At 64.4% G+C, this 15209-nt stretch carries 13 protein-coding genes; 9 read left to right on the top strand and 4 right to left on the bottom strand.

Annotation, left to right across the window (positions count from 1 at the left end; all coding sequences use genetic code 11):
- The first annotated feature begins 31 nt into the window (after nucleotides 1–31).
- From ATC00_RS20710 to ATC00_RS20685, 6 genes are all read left to right on the top strand, one after another.
- Nucleotides 32–1336, top strand: a complete 1305-nt coding sequence (locus ATC00_RS20710; RefSeq protein ID WP_064254199.1) for a CmpA/NrtA family ABC transporter substrate-binding protein — start codon at nucleotides 32–34, stop codon at nucleotides 1334–1336.
- Nucleotides 1337–1695: 359 nt separating this feature from the next.
- Nucleotides 1696–1890 carry a hypothetical protein gene (locus tag ATC00_RS20705; RefSeq protein WP_064254198.1) on the top strand — a complete coding sequence of 65 codons (195 nt, stop codon included), beginning with the start codon at nucleotides 1696–1698 and terminating at the stop codon, nucleotides 1888–1890.
- 7 nt (nucleotides 1891–1897) lie between these two features.
- Complete coding sequence (nirB, locus tag ATC00_RS20700; RefSeq protein ID WP_064254197.1) at nucleotides 1898–4360, top strand: nitrite reductase large subunit NirB; 2463 nt, start codon at nucleotides 1898–1900, stop codon at nucleotides 4358–4360.
- A 4-nt stretch (nucleotides 4361–4364) separates the two neighbouring features.
- Nucleotides 4365–4703: a nitrite reductase small subunit NirD gene (nirD, locus tag ATC00_RS20695; RefSeq protein ID WP_064254196.1), complete on the top strand. Its 339-nt coding sequence runs from the start codon at nucleotides 4365–4367 to the stop codon at nucleotides 4701–4703.
- 2 nt (nucleotides 4704–4705) lie between these two features.
- Entirely contained in the window at nucleotides 4706–7363 is a 2658-nt protein-coding gene (locus ATC00_RS20690; protein ID WP_064254195.1) for a nitrate reductase, read from the top strand.
- Nucleotides 7335–8501, top strand: coding sequence for a siroheme synthase family protein (locus ATC00_RS20685; protein ID WP_064254194.1), 1167 nt, complete (start codon nucleotides 7335–7337; stop codon nucleotides 8499–8501). Before ATC00_RS20690 ends, ATC00_RS20685 begins: the two co-directional genes overlap by 29 nt.
- Nucleotides 8502–8510: 9 nt before the next feature.
- Here ATC00_RS20685 and ATC00_RS20680 read toward each other — a convergent pair whose 3' ends face one another.
- Together ATC00_RS20680 and ATC00_RS20675 are read right to left on the bottom strand one after the other, a co-directional pair.
- A complete protein-coding gene (locus tag ATC00_RS20680) occupies nucleotides 8511–8975 on the bottom strand; it encodes an NUDIX domain-containing protein (RefSeq protein WP_064254193.1) in 465 nt (154 codons plus the stop codon).
- Nucleotides 8976–9082: 107 nt separating this feature from the next.
- Nucleotides 9083–9541: a pyridoxamine 5'-phosphate oxidase family protein gene (locus ATC00_RS20675; protein ID WP_064254192.1), complete on the bottom strand. Its 459-nt coding sequence runs from the start codon at nucleotides 9539–9541 to the stop codon at nucleotides 9083–9085.
- Between the two features lie 289 nt (nucleotides 9542–9830).
- Between ATC00_RS20675 and ATC00_RS20670 the strand changes: the two genes are divergently transcribed.
- Nucleotides 9831–10220, top strand: a complete 390-nt coding sequence (locus tag ATC00_RS20670) for a hypothetical protein (protein WP_064254191.1) — start codon at nucleotides 9831–9833, stop codon at nucleotides 10218–10220.
- 25 nt (nucleotides 10221–10245) lie between these two features.
- Here the strand turns inward: ATC00_RS20670 and ATC00_RS20665 are convergent, their stop codons facing one another.
- Both ATC00_RS20665 and ATC00_RS20660 read right to left on the bottom strand, forming a co-directional pair.
- The gene (locus tag ATC00_RS20665) at nucleotides 10246–11019 is read right to left on the bottom strand and encodes a slipin family protein (RefSeq protein ID WP_037384203.1); all 774 of its coding nucleotides are present in this window, start codon (nucleotides 11017–11019) and stop codon (nucleotides 10246–10248) included.
- On the bottom strand, nucleotides 11019–12401 hold the full coding sequence (locus tag ATC00_RS20660) for an NfeD family protein (RefSeq protein WP_064254190.1): 1383 nt from the start codon (nucleotides 12399–12401) through the stop codon (nucleotides 11019–11021). Before ATC00_RS20660 ends, ATC00_RS20665 begins: the two co-directional genes overlap by 1 nt.
- Before the next feature lie 296 nt (nucleotides 12402–12697).
- Between ATC00_RS20660 and ATC00_RS20655 the strand changes: the two genes are divergently transcribed.
- Nucleotides 12698–13702: a LacI family DNA-binding transcriptional regulator gene (locus ATC00_RS20655; protein ID WP_064254189.1), complete on the top strand. Its 1005-nt coding sequence runs from the start codon at nucleotides 12698–12700 to the stop codon at nucleotides 13700–13702.
- Between the two features lie 43 nt (nucleotides 13703–13745).
- Nucleotides 13746–15038: an ABC transporter substrate-binding protein gene (locus ATC00_RS20650; RefSeq protein ID WP_064254360.1), complete on the top strand. Its 1293-nt coding sequence runs from the start codon at nucleotides 13746–13748 to the stop codon at nucleotides 15036–15038.
- Nucleotides 15039–15209 lie beyond the last annotated feature (171 nt).

The following is a 15209-nucleotide window of genomic DNA, read 5'->3' as shown; positions in this document are numbered from 1 at the left end:
CGCATCGAGCAGCGCGTCGGGAGAGACCGGAGTGAACGCATTGACGAATATCGATGAGTCCAAGGCGAGCAAGCTCGCCGCCGGCGAGGCCCTGCCCGCTCCCTCCATCGTGGGAGCCGAAGGGTCGCGCACCGTGCGGGCCGGCTTCCTTCCACTCGTCGATGCGGCCGTGCTGATCGCCGCAGCCGAATTCGGCTTTGCGCAAAAGCAAGGCATCACCCTCGATCTGGTGAAGGATGTCTCCTGGGCGAATGTGCGCGACCGGCTGGCCTTCCGCCAGTTCGACGTCGCGCACATGCTGTCCCCCATGCCGGTCGCGGCGATGCTCGGCCTCGGCTCCAACCCGTCGCCGACAATCACGCCCTTCTCGCTCGGGCGCGGCGGCAATGCGATCACCCTGTCGACGCGGCTCTATGCCGAGATGCAGCGGGAGGGCGAGCTCGACGCGAGCGACAACGCCCTGGCGAATGCGCAAGCGCTGGCGGCGGTGATCCGTCGCGACCGGGCCGTCAGCAGGCCGCCGCTGACGCTTGGCGTCACCTACCCGTTTTCCTCGCACAATTACGAGTTCCGCTACTGGCTTGCCGCCGGCGGCATCGATCCGGACCGCGACGTCAAGCTCGTCGTCGTCCCGCCGCCAATGACGTCCGACGCGCTCGCGGCCGGGGCGATCGACGGCTTTTGCGTCGGCGCGCCTTGGAACATGGTCGCCTCGGAGCGCGGCGTCGGCCGCATCGTTGCGACCAAGCAGGACATCTGGCCTTCGGCGCCGGAAAAGGTGATCGGCATGCGGCCCGACTGGGCGGATGCCAATCCCGAGACCGTATCGAGACTGCTCGTCGCCCTCGATGGCGCCGCCCGCTGGTGCGACGCGGCGGAAAACCGCGCGGCACTCGCAGAGGTCCTTTCCGAGCAGCGCTACGTCGCAGCCCCCGTCGATATCCTGCGCCGGGTGCTGGCCGGCCAATTCACCATCGACCCCGAAGGCAACCAGCGTGTGGTCGACGACTATTTCGTCTTCCACGCCGGCTCGGCCAATTTTCCCCGCCCGAGCCAGGCGCTCTGGATCTACAGCCAGATGGTCCGCTGGGGACAGACACCCATGTGCGCCGAAGGGCTTGAGGCGAGCGTTTCCGCCTACCGACCGGATCTCTACCGCCGCGCGCTCGGACAAGCGGCCCCGCCGGCGGAGGCCGATCTCGTCCTCGAAGGCGCAATGCCCGGCGACGGCTTCATGGACGGACACGTCTTCGACCCCAAACGCATCGGGGAATATATCTCGGCCTTCCCGGTGAAGGCGGCGGGGCTTCCCCGCGCATCGCTCGACGACATCTGAGCGACATCGCTGCTCGTTTCAGCGGCAGAGATCTCCCCCGAACGCCGCATCGCACAAAAATTAATCAGCAGTGGTCGTGTTCATTTATTAGGCAGGCCTGCCCGAGTTCTAAATTACTTAGGTAATTCAATCGGCTAAGAGAATAATCCCGAAACTGGCACGACGCTTGCTTTTCTGAAATTGCTTCGATCAACGGCGATTGAAAGCGAGTTCGGACGCCGCCAGCGCCCGTCAAAGACAGCGACGTCGCAAGGCTTTGCCTCCAAGGGGGTCCATCCCAGGTCCCGGTGCGCAAATGTCCAAGCGGCGTTTTTTTGTGCCGGTCCCGGACCGGCCAGCAAATTTGAGGAAACGTGCACATGACCAGGACCTCGATGGGCGGGCCACTCCGCCGCAGTCCCCTGAAGACAGGCGCGACGGGCGCGTCAAAGGGCGCCTATCTGCGGGACCGGGTCTTGGCCATCCATCCGATCCTCGATCGAACCCACCTGAACTGTCGCGAAGCCGTGCTCTCTCTCGCCGAGCGCCACCACTTCGTCGAAGCTGCGGAGTAATTACCCAATGGCTGAAAGCACCCTTGAAAAACTCGTCATCATCGGCAACGGCATGGCGCCGGGCCGGATGCTGGAAGAGCTCTTCGAAAAGGCGCCCGGGCGCTACCAAGTGACGATCTTCAACGCCGAGCCGCGCGTCAATTACGACCGCATCATGCTCTCGCCGGTCCTGTCGGGCGAGAAGGACTACGAAGAGATCATCATCCACGGCGACGGATGGTACATCAAGCACGGCATCACCCTTTACAAGGGCCACAAGATCGTCGCGATCGACCGCGCCGCCAAGACCGTGACGTCGGACCACGGCGTCACCGAAAGCTACGACAAGCTGGTGATCGCCACCGGTTCGGTGCCCTTCATCATTCCGGTGCCGGGGAAAGACCTGCAAGGCGTCATCACCTATCGCGACCTCGATGACGTGCAGGCGATGCTGCTCGCCGCGCAGTCGCGCGAGAAGGCCGTCGTCATCGGCGGCGGCTTGCTCGGCCTCGAAGCGGCCGCCGGCCTCAAGTCACGCGGCATGGAGGTCACCGTCCTCCACGTCATGCCGACGCTGATGGAGCGCCAGCTCGACCCGGCCGCCGGCTATCTTTTGCAGAAGGCGGTCGAAGAACGCGGCATCAAGGTCCTGACCAAGGCGAACACCAAAAGGATCCTCGGCGAAACCAGGGTCGAAGGGATCGAGCTCGAGGACGGCCGGATCATCCCGGCGACGCTGGTCGTGATGGCGGTCGGCATCCGGCCGAGTGCCGGCCTCGCCAAGGAGGCCGGGCTTGCCGTCAACCGCGGCATCGTCGTCGATGCAGGCATGCAGACCTCCGACGGGGACATCATGGCGCTCGGCGAATGCGCCGAGGTCGGGGGCATGGTCTACGGCCTCGTGGCGCCGCTCTACGAGATGGCCCGGGTTGCCGCCTCCCACCTTGCCGGAGACCGCAAGGCCGCCTTCGTCCACTCGGACACGCCGACCAAGCTGAAGGTGACCGGCATCAACCTCTATTCCGTCGGGGACTTCGCCGATGGCGATGACCGCGAGGAGATCGTGCTGCGTGATGCCACCGCCGGCATCTACAAGCGGCTGGTGCTCAAGGAGAACCGCATTATCGGTACGGTGCTCTACGGCGACACCGCGGACGGCGCCTGGTTCAACGACCTGTTGAAACGCGGTACCGAGATCTCCGAAATGCGCGACACCCTGATCTTCGGCCAGGCCTATCAGGGAGGGTCCCCGCTGGACCCTACGGCGGCCGTTGCAGCCTTGCCGGATGATGCGGAAATCTGCGGCTGCAACGGCGTGTGCAAGGGCAAGATCGTCACGACGATCACGTCCAAGGGCCTGACCTCTCTCGACGAGGTGCGCGCCCACACCAAGGCATCCGCCTCCTGCGGCTCCTGTACGGGACTGGTCGAGCAGATCATGTCCCTCACGCTTGGCGAGAGCTACAACCCGGCCGCCGTGCAGCCGATGTGCAACTGCACCGAGCTCGGCCATGACGACGTGCGCCGCCTGATCAAGGCGAAGGGGCTGAAGACCATTCCGGCCGTCATGCAGGAGCTCGAGTGGAAGACCTCCTGCGGCTGCGCCAAATGTCGCCCGGCCCTTAACTACTACCTCGTCTGCGACTGGCCGGACGACTATGCCGACGATTACCAGTCACGCTTCATCAACGAGCGCGTCCACGCCAACATCCAGAAGGACGGCACCTATTCGGTGGTGCCACGCATGTGGGGCGGCGTCACCAATTCGCAGGAATTGCGCGCCATCGCCGATGTGGTCGACAAGTTCAACGTGCCGCTGGTCAAGGTCACCGGCGGCCAGCGCATCGACCTGCTCGGCATCGAGAAGGAAGACCTGCCCTCCGTCTGGGCCGATCTCGGCAAGGCCGGCTTCGTCTCCGGCCAGGCCTATGCAAAAGGCCTCAGAACCGTGAAAACCTGCGTCGGCTCGCAATGGTGTCGCTTCGGCACCCAGGATTCGACCGGCCTCGGCATTCGCATCGAGAAGTTCATGTGGGGCTCGTGGACACCGGCCAAGCTCAAGATGGCCGTCTCTGGCTGCCCGCGCAATTGCGCCGAGGCGACCTGCAAGGACATCGGCGTCATCTGCGTCGACTCCGGCTTCGAGATCCACTTCGCCGGTGCCGCCGGCCTCGACATCAAGGGCACCGAAGTGCTGGGGCTGGTCAAGACCGAGGACGAGGCGCTCGAACATATCGTCGCGCTGACGCAGATGTATCGCGAACAGGCCCGTTACCTGGAGCGCATCTACAAATGGGCGAAGCGCATTGGCCTCGACGAAATCCGCCGGCAGATCATGGACGATGCGGAGAAGCGCAAGGGCTTTTACGACCGCTTCGTCTTCAGCCAGAAATTTGCCCAGGTCGATCCCTGGTCGGAGCGCGTCTCCGGCAAGGACAAGCACGAGTTCCGGCCGATGGCGACGGTCGGGTTCAACCAGGCAGCGGAATGAGGTGATGACAATGAACTGGATAGCTATTGGCGACATCAGCGACATTCCGCTTCGCGGCGCCCGTTGCGTCAAGACGCCGATCGGCAAGATCGCCGTCTTCCGGACCGCCGAGAACAAGGTCTTTGCAATCGAGGATCACTGCCCGCACAAGGGTGGGCCGCTCAGCCAGGGGATCGTCCATGGCAATGCGGTCACCTGCCCGCTGCACAATTGGGTGATCTCGCTCGAGACTGGCAAGGCGCTCGGCGCCGACGAAGGCGCGGTGCGCACCATCCCGGTCAGAAACGACAATGGCGCGCTCTCCATCGCGCTCGAAAACCTCACGCTGGCTGCCGCGGAGTAGACATGGCGCACGAGGTCAAGACCACCTGTCCCTATTGCGGCGTCGGCTGCGGCGTCATCGCCCGCGTGGGGGATGACGGTGCGGTCAGCGTCAAGGGCGATCCCGAGCATCCGGCCAATTTCGGGCGGCTCTGCTCGAAGGGCTCGGCGCTCGCCGAGACTCTCGATCTCGACGGTCGCCTCCTGCATCCGGAAATCGGCGGGCGCCGCACAAGCTGGGACGAAGCGCTTGACCTCGTCGCTGAAAAATTTTCGCAAAGCATCGCCGAGCATGGGCCGGATTCGGTTGCCTTCTATGTGTCGGGGCAATTGCTGACCGAGGACTATTATCTCGCAAACAAGCTGATGAAGGGCTTCATCGGCTCGGCCAATATCGACACCAACTCGCGCCTCTGTATGTCCTCCTCGGTCGCCGGTCACCGGCGCGCCTTCGGCTCCGATACGGTGCCGGGCACCTACGAGGATCTGGAACTCGCCGACCTCGTCATCCTGACCGGCTCCAACATGGCCTGGTGCCATCCGGTTCTCTACCAGCGCCTCGCATCGGCGAAGGCCAACCGCCCGGACATGAAGGTCGTCGTCATCGACCCGCGTCGGACGATGACGGCTGAGATCGCCGACGTGCATTTGGCAATCGCGCCAGACAGCGACACGGCGCTCTTCAACGGCCTGCTTGCCCATCTGTCAGAAAGCGGCGCCATCGACCTAGACTATGTGTCCGCCCACACGCAAGGCTTCGCCGAGGCCCTTCAAGCCGCCTCGGCGCTCGACATACCTGCGCTGTCGGAGGCCACGGGCCTCGCGCCAAAGCAGCTGCGCGACTTTTTCCGGCTTTTCGAAACGACGGAGAAGGTCGTGACCTGCTATAGCCAGGGGGTCAACCAGTCCTCCGCCGGCACCGACAAGGTGAACGCCATCCTCAACTGCCATCTCGCGACCGGTCGCATCGGCCGGCCGGGCATGGGCCCCTTCTCGCTGACCGGCCAGCCGAACGCCATGGGCGGCCGCGAAGTCGGCGGGCTGGCGAACATGCTTGCCGCCCATTTAGATATCGACAAGCTCGTCGACCGCGATCTGGTGCGCCGCTTCTGGGGAGCGCCGAGCATCGCCGCAAAGCAGGGCCTCAAGGCGGTGGACATGTTCCGCGCCGTCGCCGACGGCCGCATCAAGGCGCTGTGGATCATGGCGACGAATCCGGTCGTCTCCATGCCCGACGCCGACGCCGTCGAGGCGGCGATCAAAGCCTGTCCCTTCGTCGTCGTCTCGGATATGCAGCGCCAGACCGATACGGCCCGCCACGCCCATGTGGCTCTCCCCTCGCTTGGCTGGGGCGAAAAGGACGGCACGGTGACCAATTCCGAGCGGCGCATCTCGCGCCAGCGCGCCTTTCTCCCAGCACCGGGCGAAGCGCGCGCCGACTGGTGGCAGCTCGCCGAGGTCGCGCGCCGGATGGGCTTTGCGGAGGCCTTCAGCCATTCGTCGCAGTCCGAGATCTTTGCCGAGCACGCCGCGCTTTCAGGCTTCGAGAACGACGGGCGCCGCGATTTCGACATCAGCGCCCATGCGGAGATCGAACCGGCGGATTACAACGGTCTCGCGCCCTTTCAATGGCCGCAGCCGAAAGGGACCGCGCCTCAGGTCAAGCGCTTCTTCGCCAAGGGCGGCTTCTATCATCCGGACGGCCGCGCCCGCTTCATCGCCGTTCAGTCGCCGCAGGCACGTCGCGCCAACGAGGCCTTCCCTTTGACCCTCAATACCGGGCGGGTTCGCGACCACTGGCACACGATGACCCGCACCGGCAAGAGCGCCCGGCTATCGAGCCATCTCGCCGAGCCCTTCGTCGAAATCCATCCGCGCGACGCGCAGAAGGCCGGCGTCTCCGTCGCCGACCTCGTCATGCTCGAAAGCCCGCATGGCACGGCGATCGTGCGGGCGCTCGTCACCGAACGGCAGGCCGAAGGCAATCTCTTCGTGCCGATGCACTGGAACGATCAGTTCGCCTCGAAGGCGCGGATCGACGCTCTGGTCCCGCCGGTCACCGACCCGGTCTCGGGCCAACCTGCCTCGAAGAACGTCGCTGTTCGGGCGAAGCGTTTCGCCGCAAAAGCCTACGGCTTCGCCGTTTCGGCCGAAAAGCCGGAGCAGTTCGAAGCCGCCTACTGGGCGATCGCCAAGGCCGACGGTGGATGGCGTATGGAACTCGCCTTCACCGACACGCACGCCGATTGGATCGACTGGTGCCGGCAGGCCTTCTCCATTTCCCCCGATATCGACCCGATCGGCTATACGGACCGGACCTCCGGTGAGCTTCGCCTCGCCTTCTTCGACGGCGACAGGCTGCTTGCCGCGCTCTTCCTCTCGCCCCGGCCGGTTGCCGTGGCGCGGAACTGGGCGGTTTCGCAGCTTGGCGTTTCACACGCCAATCTCAGCAAGCGCTTCGCCATGGCCGCCGGCCGCCCCGGCGCCGACAAGCCCGACCCCGGCGCAACCGTCTGTTCCTGCTTCAGCGTCGGCGTCAACCAGATCACCACGGCGATCCGCGAAGGCTGTCACAGCGTCGAAGCCGTCGGCGAGAAGACCAGCGCCGGCACCAATTGCGGCTCGTGCCGCTCCGAAATAAGGGGGATCATCAATGCATGCCTTGCCGCCGCTGCCGAATGATCGAGCCTCGAAGCCGCAGCGTGTCGCCGCACTGGCGACGCTGCCGCTCTTCTGGACGCTGAGAGGAAAGCGCGTCGTCGTCGCCGGCAGCAGCGACGGCGCCGCCTGGAAGGCCGAATTGCTTGCCGCCTGCGGCGCCGAGGTGCACGTCTACGCATCGCATGCAGACCTCGGCGACGGCTTCCACGACCTGCTCGCCCGCGGCGCCGCCGATCGGGACGGCTCCTTCGTGCATCATGATCAGACCTGGAACGACGCCATCTTCGGCGATGCTGCGCTGGCGATCGGCGACTGCGAAGACGACGAGGGCGCCGAAGCCTTTTTCGAGGCGGCCCGTGCCGCCGGCGTGCCCGTCAACGTCATCGACAAGCCGCGGTTCTGCCAGTTCCAGTTCGGATCGATCGTCAATCGCTCGCCCGTTGTCGTGGCAATCTCGACCGACGGAGCAGCGCCGATCCTGGCGCAGGCGATCCGCCGCCGCATCGAGACGCTGCTGCCGCCGACGATGAAGCGCTGGGCGGGCGTGGCCCAGGCGATCCGCGAGCGGGTGAACGCTCGTCTGCAGCCGGGCGCCCAGCGCCGCGCCTTCTGGGAGCGCTTTGTCGATCGGGCTTTCATCGAAACACCGGAGGAGGGGGTGGAGGCGCGGCTGATGGCGGACGTGGATCGTCGCGCGACGCCCCGCCCCGCCGTCGGCCGCGTCACCATCGTCGGCGCCGGACCGGGCGACGCGGAACTCTTGACGCTGAAGGCCGTCCGCGCCCTGCAGGCCGCCGACGTCATCCTCTACGACGACCGGATCTCCAGCGACGTGCTGGAACTCGCCCGGCGCGAGGCCAAGCGCATCCTTGTTAACCAGCCAAGCCGGGAGACGGTTGCCGGAGATAGAGGCGGCGCGATTGTCGCTCTCGCGAGAGCCGGAAAACGCGTGGTGCAGCTGCAGGCGGGCGATCCGGCAACCGATGCCGAAACGCAGGAGGCGGCGGCGTGGCTCGGCCAACGCGGCATCCCCGTTGAGATCATCCCCGGCGTCGCCAATCATCATTGCGGGGCGTGGGAAAACGGCGATGCGAAGGCTCTCGTCGTCGCCGGGATTTCCGAGCAGGCCCATGGGCGGCTCCGCGTCGCCGGCCATTAGACTGCATACTTATCGCCGGTCGCGTCGGTCCTGCAAGCGATCGATGAATGCCTTTTGGGCAGCATTGATCTTTGCCCGTGCCTCCTCGAGCGTGAACCATTCCGCCCGATCAACCTCGGGGAAGGATTGCATGCGCCCGCTTCCGGGCGGCCACTCCATCTCGAACAGGTTGCTGCGAATACTGGCGATGTCGAATTCGCTTTCGCCCGCGAAGGCGGTGATCAGCTTGCCGCTTTTCAGGCGTGCCTCCCCTAGCGGTTCCAACGGCCCCGTCACGGCAATGCCGGTCTCCTCGAGGAATTCGCGGTGCGCCGCCGCTTCGGGCTCCTCGCCGGCCTCGTATTCGCCTTTCGGGATCGACCAGGCGCCGAGATCCCGGTTGCTCCAGAAAGGGCCGCCGGGATGAACGAGCAGGACGAGAAGCGCGCCCGCCTCGTATCTGTAGAGCAGAATGCCCGCGCTTTTCTTCGGCATGTGCGATCCTCCGATCGATCGTCCGGCCCCGTTTCTTCCTCAGCGGCCGGAGCAGGATACATCGAAGCGGCGGCTTCGGAACGAATGTCCGTCGCGCCCACGGAGTTTCAGCCCCGGTCATCAGCCGCGGCGGCACGTCCGGTCATTTCGTCGACACTGATGCAATAGAAGAGATGCGGCGAAGCGCCGAGCATTTTCTGGGGCGTCGGCTTCAATCCTCCAGGCTCCCACCAGTTGACGTGCTTCTCTAGAAGAGACCAGGCGTACCGGCGTTCGCGATGCCATTGTGGCGTTTCCGGAAGCTCCTGATACTGGCCATAGAGGAGCACGCTCTTCCACCCTTGCGCACCTGTAGCCACGTCGACCTGGACGCAGACATGCGGATTGACGCGCATCAACTCGATCTTCCGGCCCGGCATGGAGAAGCTGTAGAGGCGCCGGCCGGCATAGGCATAATGGATCGGAACGACATAGGGCCGGTCGTCCTTAGAGCAGGCGAGCCTGGCAAGCCGCCCCGACGTCACGACGGTGATACACTCCGCTTCGGTCATTTCCCTGATGAACATGATGTGAGTCCCTTCATCAAGCGATCTAAATGCTTTAGTCTATGGCCGAAGCGCAGACCCGCCTTGACCGGGATCAAGACGCATGCTTGCCGCCGGCGTCGGCCCTGCGCTTTTAAATTGATGCGGATCAATGAACATTGGGAATGGCCGCCTTAGCTTGGCACCCAAAGGACACCGATGTCCGGCTCGCATGCAGGGCGCACATCGCTTTCCGAACGCCGCCGGCGGTCGTCCCGCCTGACTTTCGTTTGCTTAGACAGCGAGATGCTGCAGAAGAGGAGGTTCTGCGATGTCGAAGACAATATCCGACCCTCTTGCACCCGCGACGTGGCCCCGTTGGCCGGTGGGACCTGAAGGTCGATCGCTGATGCTTTCGATGGCCCGTTTCCAGGCGGACATATTGCAGACCGCCTTCCGCGGTCAGATCGAGGCGCTCACCTTCATACAGAGCCGCAGCGACCAGCATCTGCAACTCTGGGAAGAGCTGCTCGCGTCGGACTATGCGCGCGACGGCTTCGATCTCTACTGCGCCTTCTGGCGCAACGCCTTCCAGGACTATTCCGAGGAAGCGGAGCGTTTCACCCGGATGGGGGCGGAGCTCGCCACCCAGGCGGCAAAGCGCGTCAGCGAGGAGCAGGAAGAGCTGACCGAGAAAGTGGCGCGGCAGATGGTCATGTGACGCCGCGGCGGTTCCGCCGGCTCTGCTATTCCGAGGAGCGTGCGGACTTGGCCGAGAGCAATTCGGCGATCTCCATCGGGAACGGGAAGATAATCGTCGAGTTCTTCTCGCCGGCGATGACATTGAGCGTGCTCAGGTAGCGCAGCTGCATGGCCTGCGGCTGCCGGGCGAGGATTTGCGCCGCCTCGAGCAGTTTCGCCGCCGCCTGCTGCTCGCCCTCGGCGTTGATGACCTTGGCGCGCCTCTCGCGTTCGGCCTCCGCCTGGCGGGCGATCGCCCGAATCATCGATTCATTGATGTCGACATGCTTGATCTCGACGGTCGCGACCTTGATGCCCCAGGCATCAGTCTGCACGTCGAGAATTTTCTGGATGTCATCGTTCAGCCGGTCGCGCTCCGCCAGCATCTCATCGAGATCATGCTTGCCGAGCACCGATCGCAAGGTCGTCTGGGCGAGCTGGCTCGTCGCCGCCATGAAGTCCTCGACCTGGATCGTCGACTTCTCCGCATCGATCACCCGGAAATAGATGACCGCGCTGACGCGGACCGAGACGTTGTCGTGCGAGATGACGTCCTGGCTCGGCACGTCGAGCACGCGCGTCCTCAGATCAACGCGGACCATCTGCTGCACATAGGGAAGGAGCAGAATGAGGCCCGGCCCCTTGACGCCGGTGAAACGGCCGAGGGTAAAGACGACCCCGCGCTCATATTCCCGTAGGATCCGGATCGCGTAGGCAATGACGATCAACAGGACAAACAGCGCCGCGGCGAGCGGGACGAGACTTCCTATGAAGGGCATCAAACTCCTCCTCTTCTGGCTTCTCTTGCGCGGCGCTCGACCTCGAGCGTCAAGCCGTCCCGGCCGACGACCATCACGTCCTCGCCGGGGCCGAGCGGCTCGCTGCTCACCGCCTGCCATCGCTCCCCATGGGCGATGACGTAACCGTTGGCACCCGCCCAGGTGTCGACCTTGCCGAAAATGCCGATCATCTGCTCGGCTCCGGTGGCGACCTTGTGCCGGCGGGACACGAAGGCGAGCCGGGCAACAAGGAGGCTGAAGGCGAGGCTCGCGAGCGCCACGCCACCAAGAACCGGCCACGATACCTGCAGCCCTGGCACGTCGGTATCGAAGAGGATGGCGGCACCGAGCACGATGGCGACGCCGCCGCCGAGTCCGAGGACGCCGAAAGACGGTGCATGCGCTTCGGCCACCAGCAGCGCCACGCCGAGGATGATCAGCCCGATACCGGCATAGCTGACCGGCAGCACGGCGAGAGCATAGAGACCGAGCAGAAGGCAGATGCCGCCAACCGTGCCGGGCAGCACGGTGCCGGGCGACAGGAACTCGAAAATCAAGCCGTAGATGCCGACGAGCATCAGCAGCAGCGCGACATTCGGATCGGTGATCACCGAGAGGAGCCGCGTGCGCCAGTCGGCAAGCACGTCTTCGATTGAAAGCCCGGTCGTATCGAGCCGGCTATCGGCCTGGCCGATGCGAACCGTTCGGCCATGCGTCTGCTTCAAAAGGTCCTCGACGGTGGCGGCGGTGAAATCGACGACCTTCTCCCGGACCGCCGCCGCCGAAGAGAGGCTTGCGGCCTCGCGCACCGCCTTTTCGGCCCAATCGACATTGCGATTGCGCAGCTCGGCAAGGCCGCGAATATAGGCCACCGCATCGTTGATCAGCTTTGCCTCGCCGGCGCTTGCCGGGCGCTTCGGAGCGTCGGTCTTGCCTTCCTCGGCAGGCTTGTCCTTGTCGCTTTCCTCGTCGCCGCCGAACAGCCCCCCGCCGATGGCAATCGGCGTCGCCGCACCGAGATTGGTCCCGGGCGCCATCGCCGCCACGTGGCTGGCGTAAAGGATGTAAGTCCCGGCGCTTGCAGCCCTCGCGCCGCTCGGCGCGACGAAACTGGCAACGGGAACGGGGGAGTCGAGGATGGCCCGGATGATGTCCCGCATCGACGTGTCGAGGCCGCCGGGCGTATCCATCTGCAAGACCACCAGCGTCACGTCTCGCTGCTTGGCGCGTTGCAATCCCCGGATCACATATTCGGCCGTCGCCGGACTGATCGCGCCGTTGACATGCAGGACGAGTGCGACGCGCTCGGCTGCCGGCGCCGGTAAGACGGGAAACGCAAAAGCCAGCAGAGAGAACAGCAAAAGAGTGAGGATCCGGGACATTCGCCGTCAAGCCTCTGGGTTTCGCGATCGGGTCGAGCGGGAGGCTTCTTCCCTGGCCGGCCTCTACCTTTCGTCGAAATTCATGCTTCCTAATATAGGTCAGAACCGGGAAAAGCGTAAGTGATCTGGCCACGACGCCCTGCCGCGGAAGTTGCATGGTTATCCGCCGCATTGATTTTCGCACTTGCCTGTAAACGCCGCGAGATGAGGTTCCGACGAAGCCGCCGCGTCTCTGATTGACTCCGTCCCTTCGACGATGATAAAGAAGTGAGTAATCGTTAACCCAGGAAGTACCCGTGACGATTTCGTTGAGCGACATAGCCGAGCGCGCGGGCGTTTCTGTCAAGACCGTATCGGGTGCCCTGCACGGCGGCTCGGCCCGCATGTCGGAAGAGACGCGGCAGCGGATCAAGGAGATCGCCGAGGAACTCGGCTATGTCACCAATCTCGCCGCACGTAGCATGCGGCAGGGCTGGATGCCGCTGATCGGCGTCATCGCCGACGAGTTGATCACATCGCCCTTTGCGACCGAGATCATCCGCGGCCTTGACGGCGCCGCGCGAGCCTCGGACATGGCCGTCTTCGCGATGACGCTCAGCGGCAGCCGCGATGTCGCCTCCGTATTAGAGGAAGTCCGCCGCTTCCGGCCGCGGGCAATCGCCTATGCCGCGATGTACCACAAGACCGTTACGCTGCCGAAGGAGTTTGCCGGCACCGTCGGGGTGATGATCAACTGTCGTGAGGCGAGCGACCGCGTCACGTCTCTCGTGCCGGACGAGGTCGGCGCGGCGCATGAGATTACCAGCTACCTGATCGACGCAGGGCGGCGCAACATCGCCTTCATCAACCTGCCGGGCCTGCTCGCCGGCGACCTGCGCGAGATCGGCTTTCGCCAGGCGATGACGGAGGCCGGTCTCGATGGCGCCGGCGCAAGGGTGTTGCCGGCGGTGCGGCGCGCCACTTACAGCGACCGGGCGCCGAGCCTCGTCCACTCCCACGTCACCGAACTGATGAGCGGGCCTCACTGCCCTGACGCGATCCTGTGCGGCAACGACCGGGTTGCGATGGAGGTCTATGCCGCCCTGCGCCGGGTCGGCGCCGAGATCCCGGACGACGTCGCCGTCGCCAGCTTCGACAACCAGGTCGATATCGCCTCGCGCCTCGACCCGCCATTGACGACCATGGCCCTGCCGCATCGCGCGATGGGCCGGATGGCAGCCAACATTCTGCTGGCCAAGGAGGCGGTGCCGGCAGAAGTGCGAAAGTTGCCGTTCCAATTGGTGGAGCGGCTATCCGTATGAATTCAGTTGCAGCGTGAAAACCCGTTGAGGAGGAGTGACTATGATGGGTAATCGATTACTTTCACTATTGACGGCATCGGCGGCCCTGGGTCTGCTGATGGGCCAGGCCGAAGCCAAGACCGTCATCCAGGTGATGCACCAGGGCGATCCCGGCTGGGTCTCGACTTATGGCGACGTCGCCAAGCGTTTCGAGGCGGCCAATCCGGATGTCGACATCGAACTGATCTACGCGCCGCACGACGCCTATAACGAGAAGTTCAGCGCCGCCGTCATGTCCAAGCAGCTGCCGGACGTCATGGAACTCGACGCGCCCTTCCTCGCCAACTACGTCTGGTCCGGCTACCTGCAGCCGATCAAGCCTTTGATCGAGCAGGACATCCTCGATGACATGACCGAATCCAATGTCGCACAGGGCACCTACCCGATCGACAAGGAACTCTATGCCGTCGGCCTCACCGACTCCTCCGTAGTCCTCTACGGCAACAGGAAATACCTTGAGGCGATCGGCGCCCGCATCCCGAAGGGCGTGGACGACGCCTGGACGCGGGAAGAATTCGAAGGCTACCTCGACAAGCTCTCGAAGCTCGAAGGCGTCAAATGGCCGATCGACACGTTCCGCGGCTACGGCATCAAGACCGAATGGATCACCTATGCCTATGGGCCGATCCTGCAATCGGCCGGCTGCGACCTGATCGACCGCAAGACCTGGAAATCGGTCGGGACGCTCGACAGCGATCCTTGCGTCGATGCGCTGACGATGATGCAGAAATGGGTGACGAACGGTTGGGTCGTGCCGCAATCATCCGGCACCAACCAGTTCTTCGCCGAGGGAAACCCGGCGGCGCTGGCGTTCGGCGGCCACTGGATCTATGCGGAAGCCGCCGCCTCGATGAAGGACGACATCGTCGTGATGCCGCTGCCGAAGTTCGGAGCGAAGGGCGTCAGCCCCAACGGCACCTGGATCTGGGGCATCACTACCGCCTCTGAGCATCCCGATATTGCCGGCAAGTTCGTGAGCTTCATGCTGAAGGACAAGCCGTATCGCGACTATGCCAGAGAAGATTCCGCCTATCCGGGGCTGAAGAGCTTTGCCGCGGATTCTCCATTGTATAGCGCCGGGGGTCCGATGGCCGTCGCCTTCGAGCAGGCATCGAAGACCGCGATCGCGCGGCCGCCGCATCCGGCCTATCCGGCGATCACCTCGGCCTTCATGGGAGCCGTCGACGAGATCTTCAACGGCGGCGACGTCAAGTCGGCGCTGACCGCCGCTGCCGAGAAGATCGACGAGGACATCGAAGAGAACGACGGCTACCCGCCCTTTGGCGAACAGCAGTAACGCCGGCGGGCGGCCGCGCGCCAATCCGCGCGGCCGCCAAAATCGCTCGCCCAAATCGCTCCCATGGGCGATCGACGTACACGATTGAATGAGGAGGTGGCATGAAAGAGGCCGCGCCCGCTGAGAGAACGGATCACTGAGATGCAATCGATGATCGAGGGACAGTCACGC

It is taken from the genome of Sinorhizobium americanum, from assembly GCF_001651855.1.
In the GTDB taxonomy this organism is placed as follows: Bacteria; Pseudomonadota; Alphaproteobacteria; order Rhizobiales; family Rhizobiaceae; genus Sinorhizobium; species Sinorhizobium americanum.
Note: the sequence above shows the minus strand (reverse complement) of the source record. Positions and strands in the feature narration are given on the sequence as shown.

Excerpts from the sequence above, each read along its gene's own strand:
- ATC00_RS20665 (WP_037384203.1), bottom strand. The coding sequence starts at position 11,019 with ATGCCCTTCATAGGAAGTCTCGTCCCGCTCGCCGCGGCGCTGTTTGTC.
- ATC00_RS20690 (WP_064254195.1), top strand. The coding sequence starts at position 4,706 with ATGGCGCACGAGGTCAAGACCACCTGTCCCTATTGCGGCGTCGGCTGC.
- ATC00_RS20680 (WP_064254193.1), bottom strand. The coding sequence starts at position 8,975 with ATGCCGAAGAAAAGCGCGGGCATTCTGCTCTACAGATACGAGGCGGGC.
- ATC00_RS20675 (WP_064254192.1), bottom strand. The coding sequence starts at position 9,541 with ATGTTCATCAGGGAAATGACCGAAGCGGAGTGTATCACCGTCGTGACG.
- ATC00_RS20685 (WP_064254194.1), top strand. The coding sequence starts at position 7,335 with ATGCATGCCTTGCCGCCGCTGCCGAATGATCGAGCCTCGAAGCCGCAG.
- nirD (WP_064254196.1), top strand. The coding sequence starts at position 4,365 with ATGACAATGAACTGGATAGCTATTGGCGACATCAGCGACATTCCGCTT.
- nirB (WP_064254197.1), top strand. The coding sequence starts at position 1,898 with ATGGCTGAAAGCACCCTTGAAAAACTCGTCATCATCGGCAACGGCATG.
- ATC00_RS20670 (WP_064254191.1), top strand. The coding sequence starts at position 9,831 with ATGTCGAAGACAATATCCGACCCTCTTGCACCCGCGACGTGGCCCCGT.
- ATC00_RS20660 (WP_064254190.1), bottom strand. The coding sequence starts at position 12,401 with ATGTCCCGGATCCTCACTCTTTTGCTGTTCTCTCTGCTGGCTTTTGCG.
- ATC00_RS20705 (WP_064254198.1), top strand. The coding sequence starts at position 1,696 with ATGACCAGGACCTCGATGGGCGGGCCACTCCGCCGCAGTCCCCTGAAG.
- ATC00_RS20650 (WP_064254360.1), top strand. The coding sequence starts at position 13,746 with ATGGGTAATCGATTACTTTCACTATTGACGGCATCGGCGGCCCTGGGT.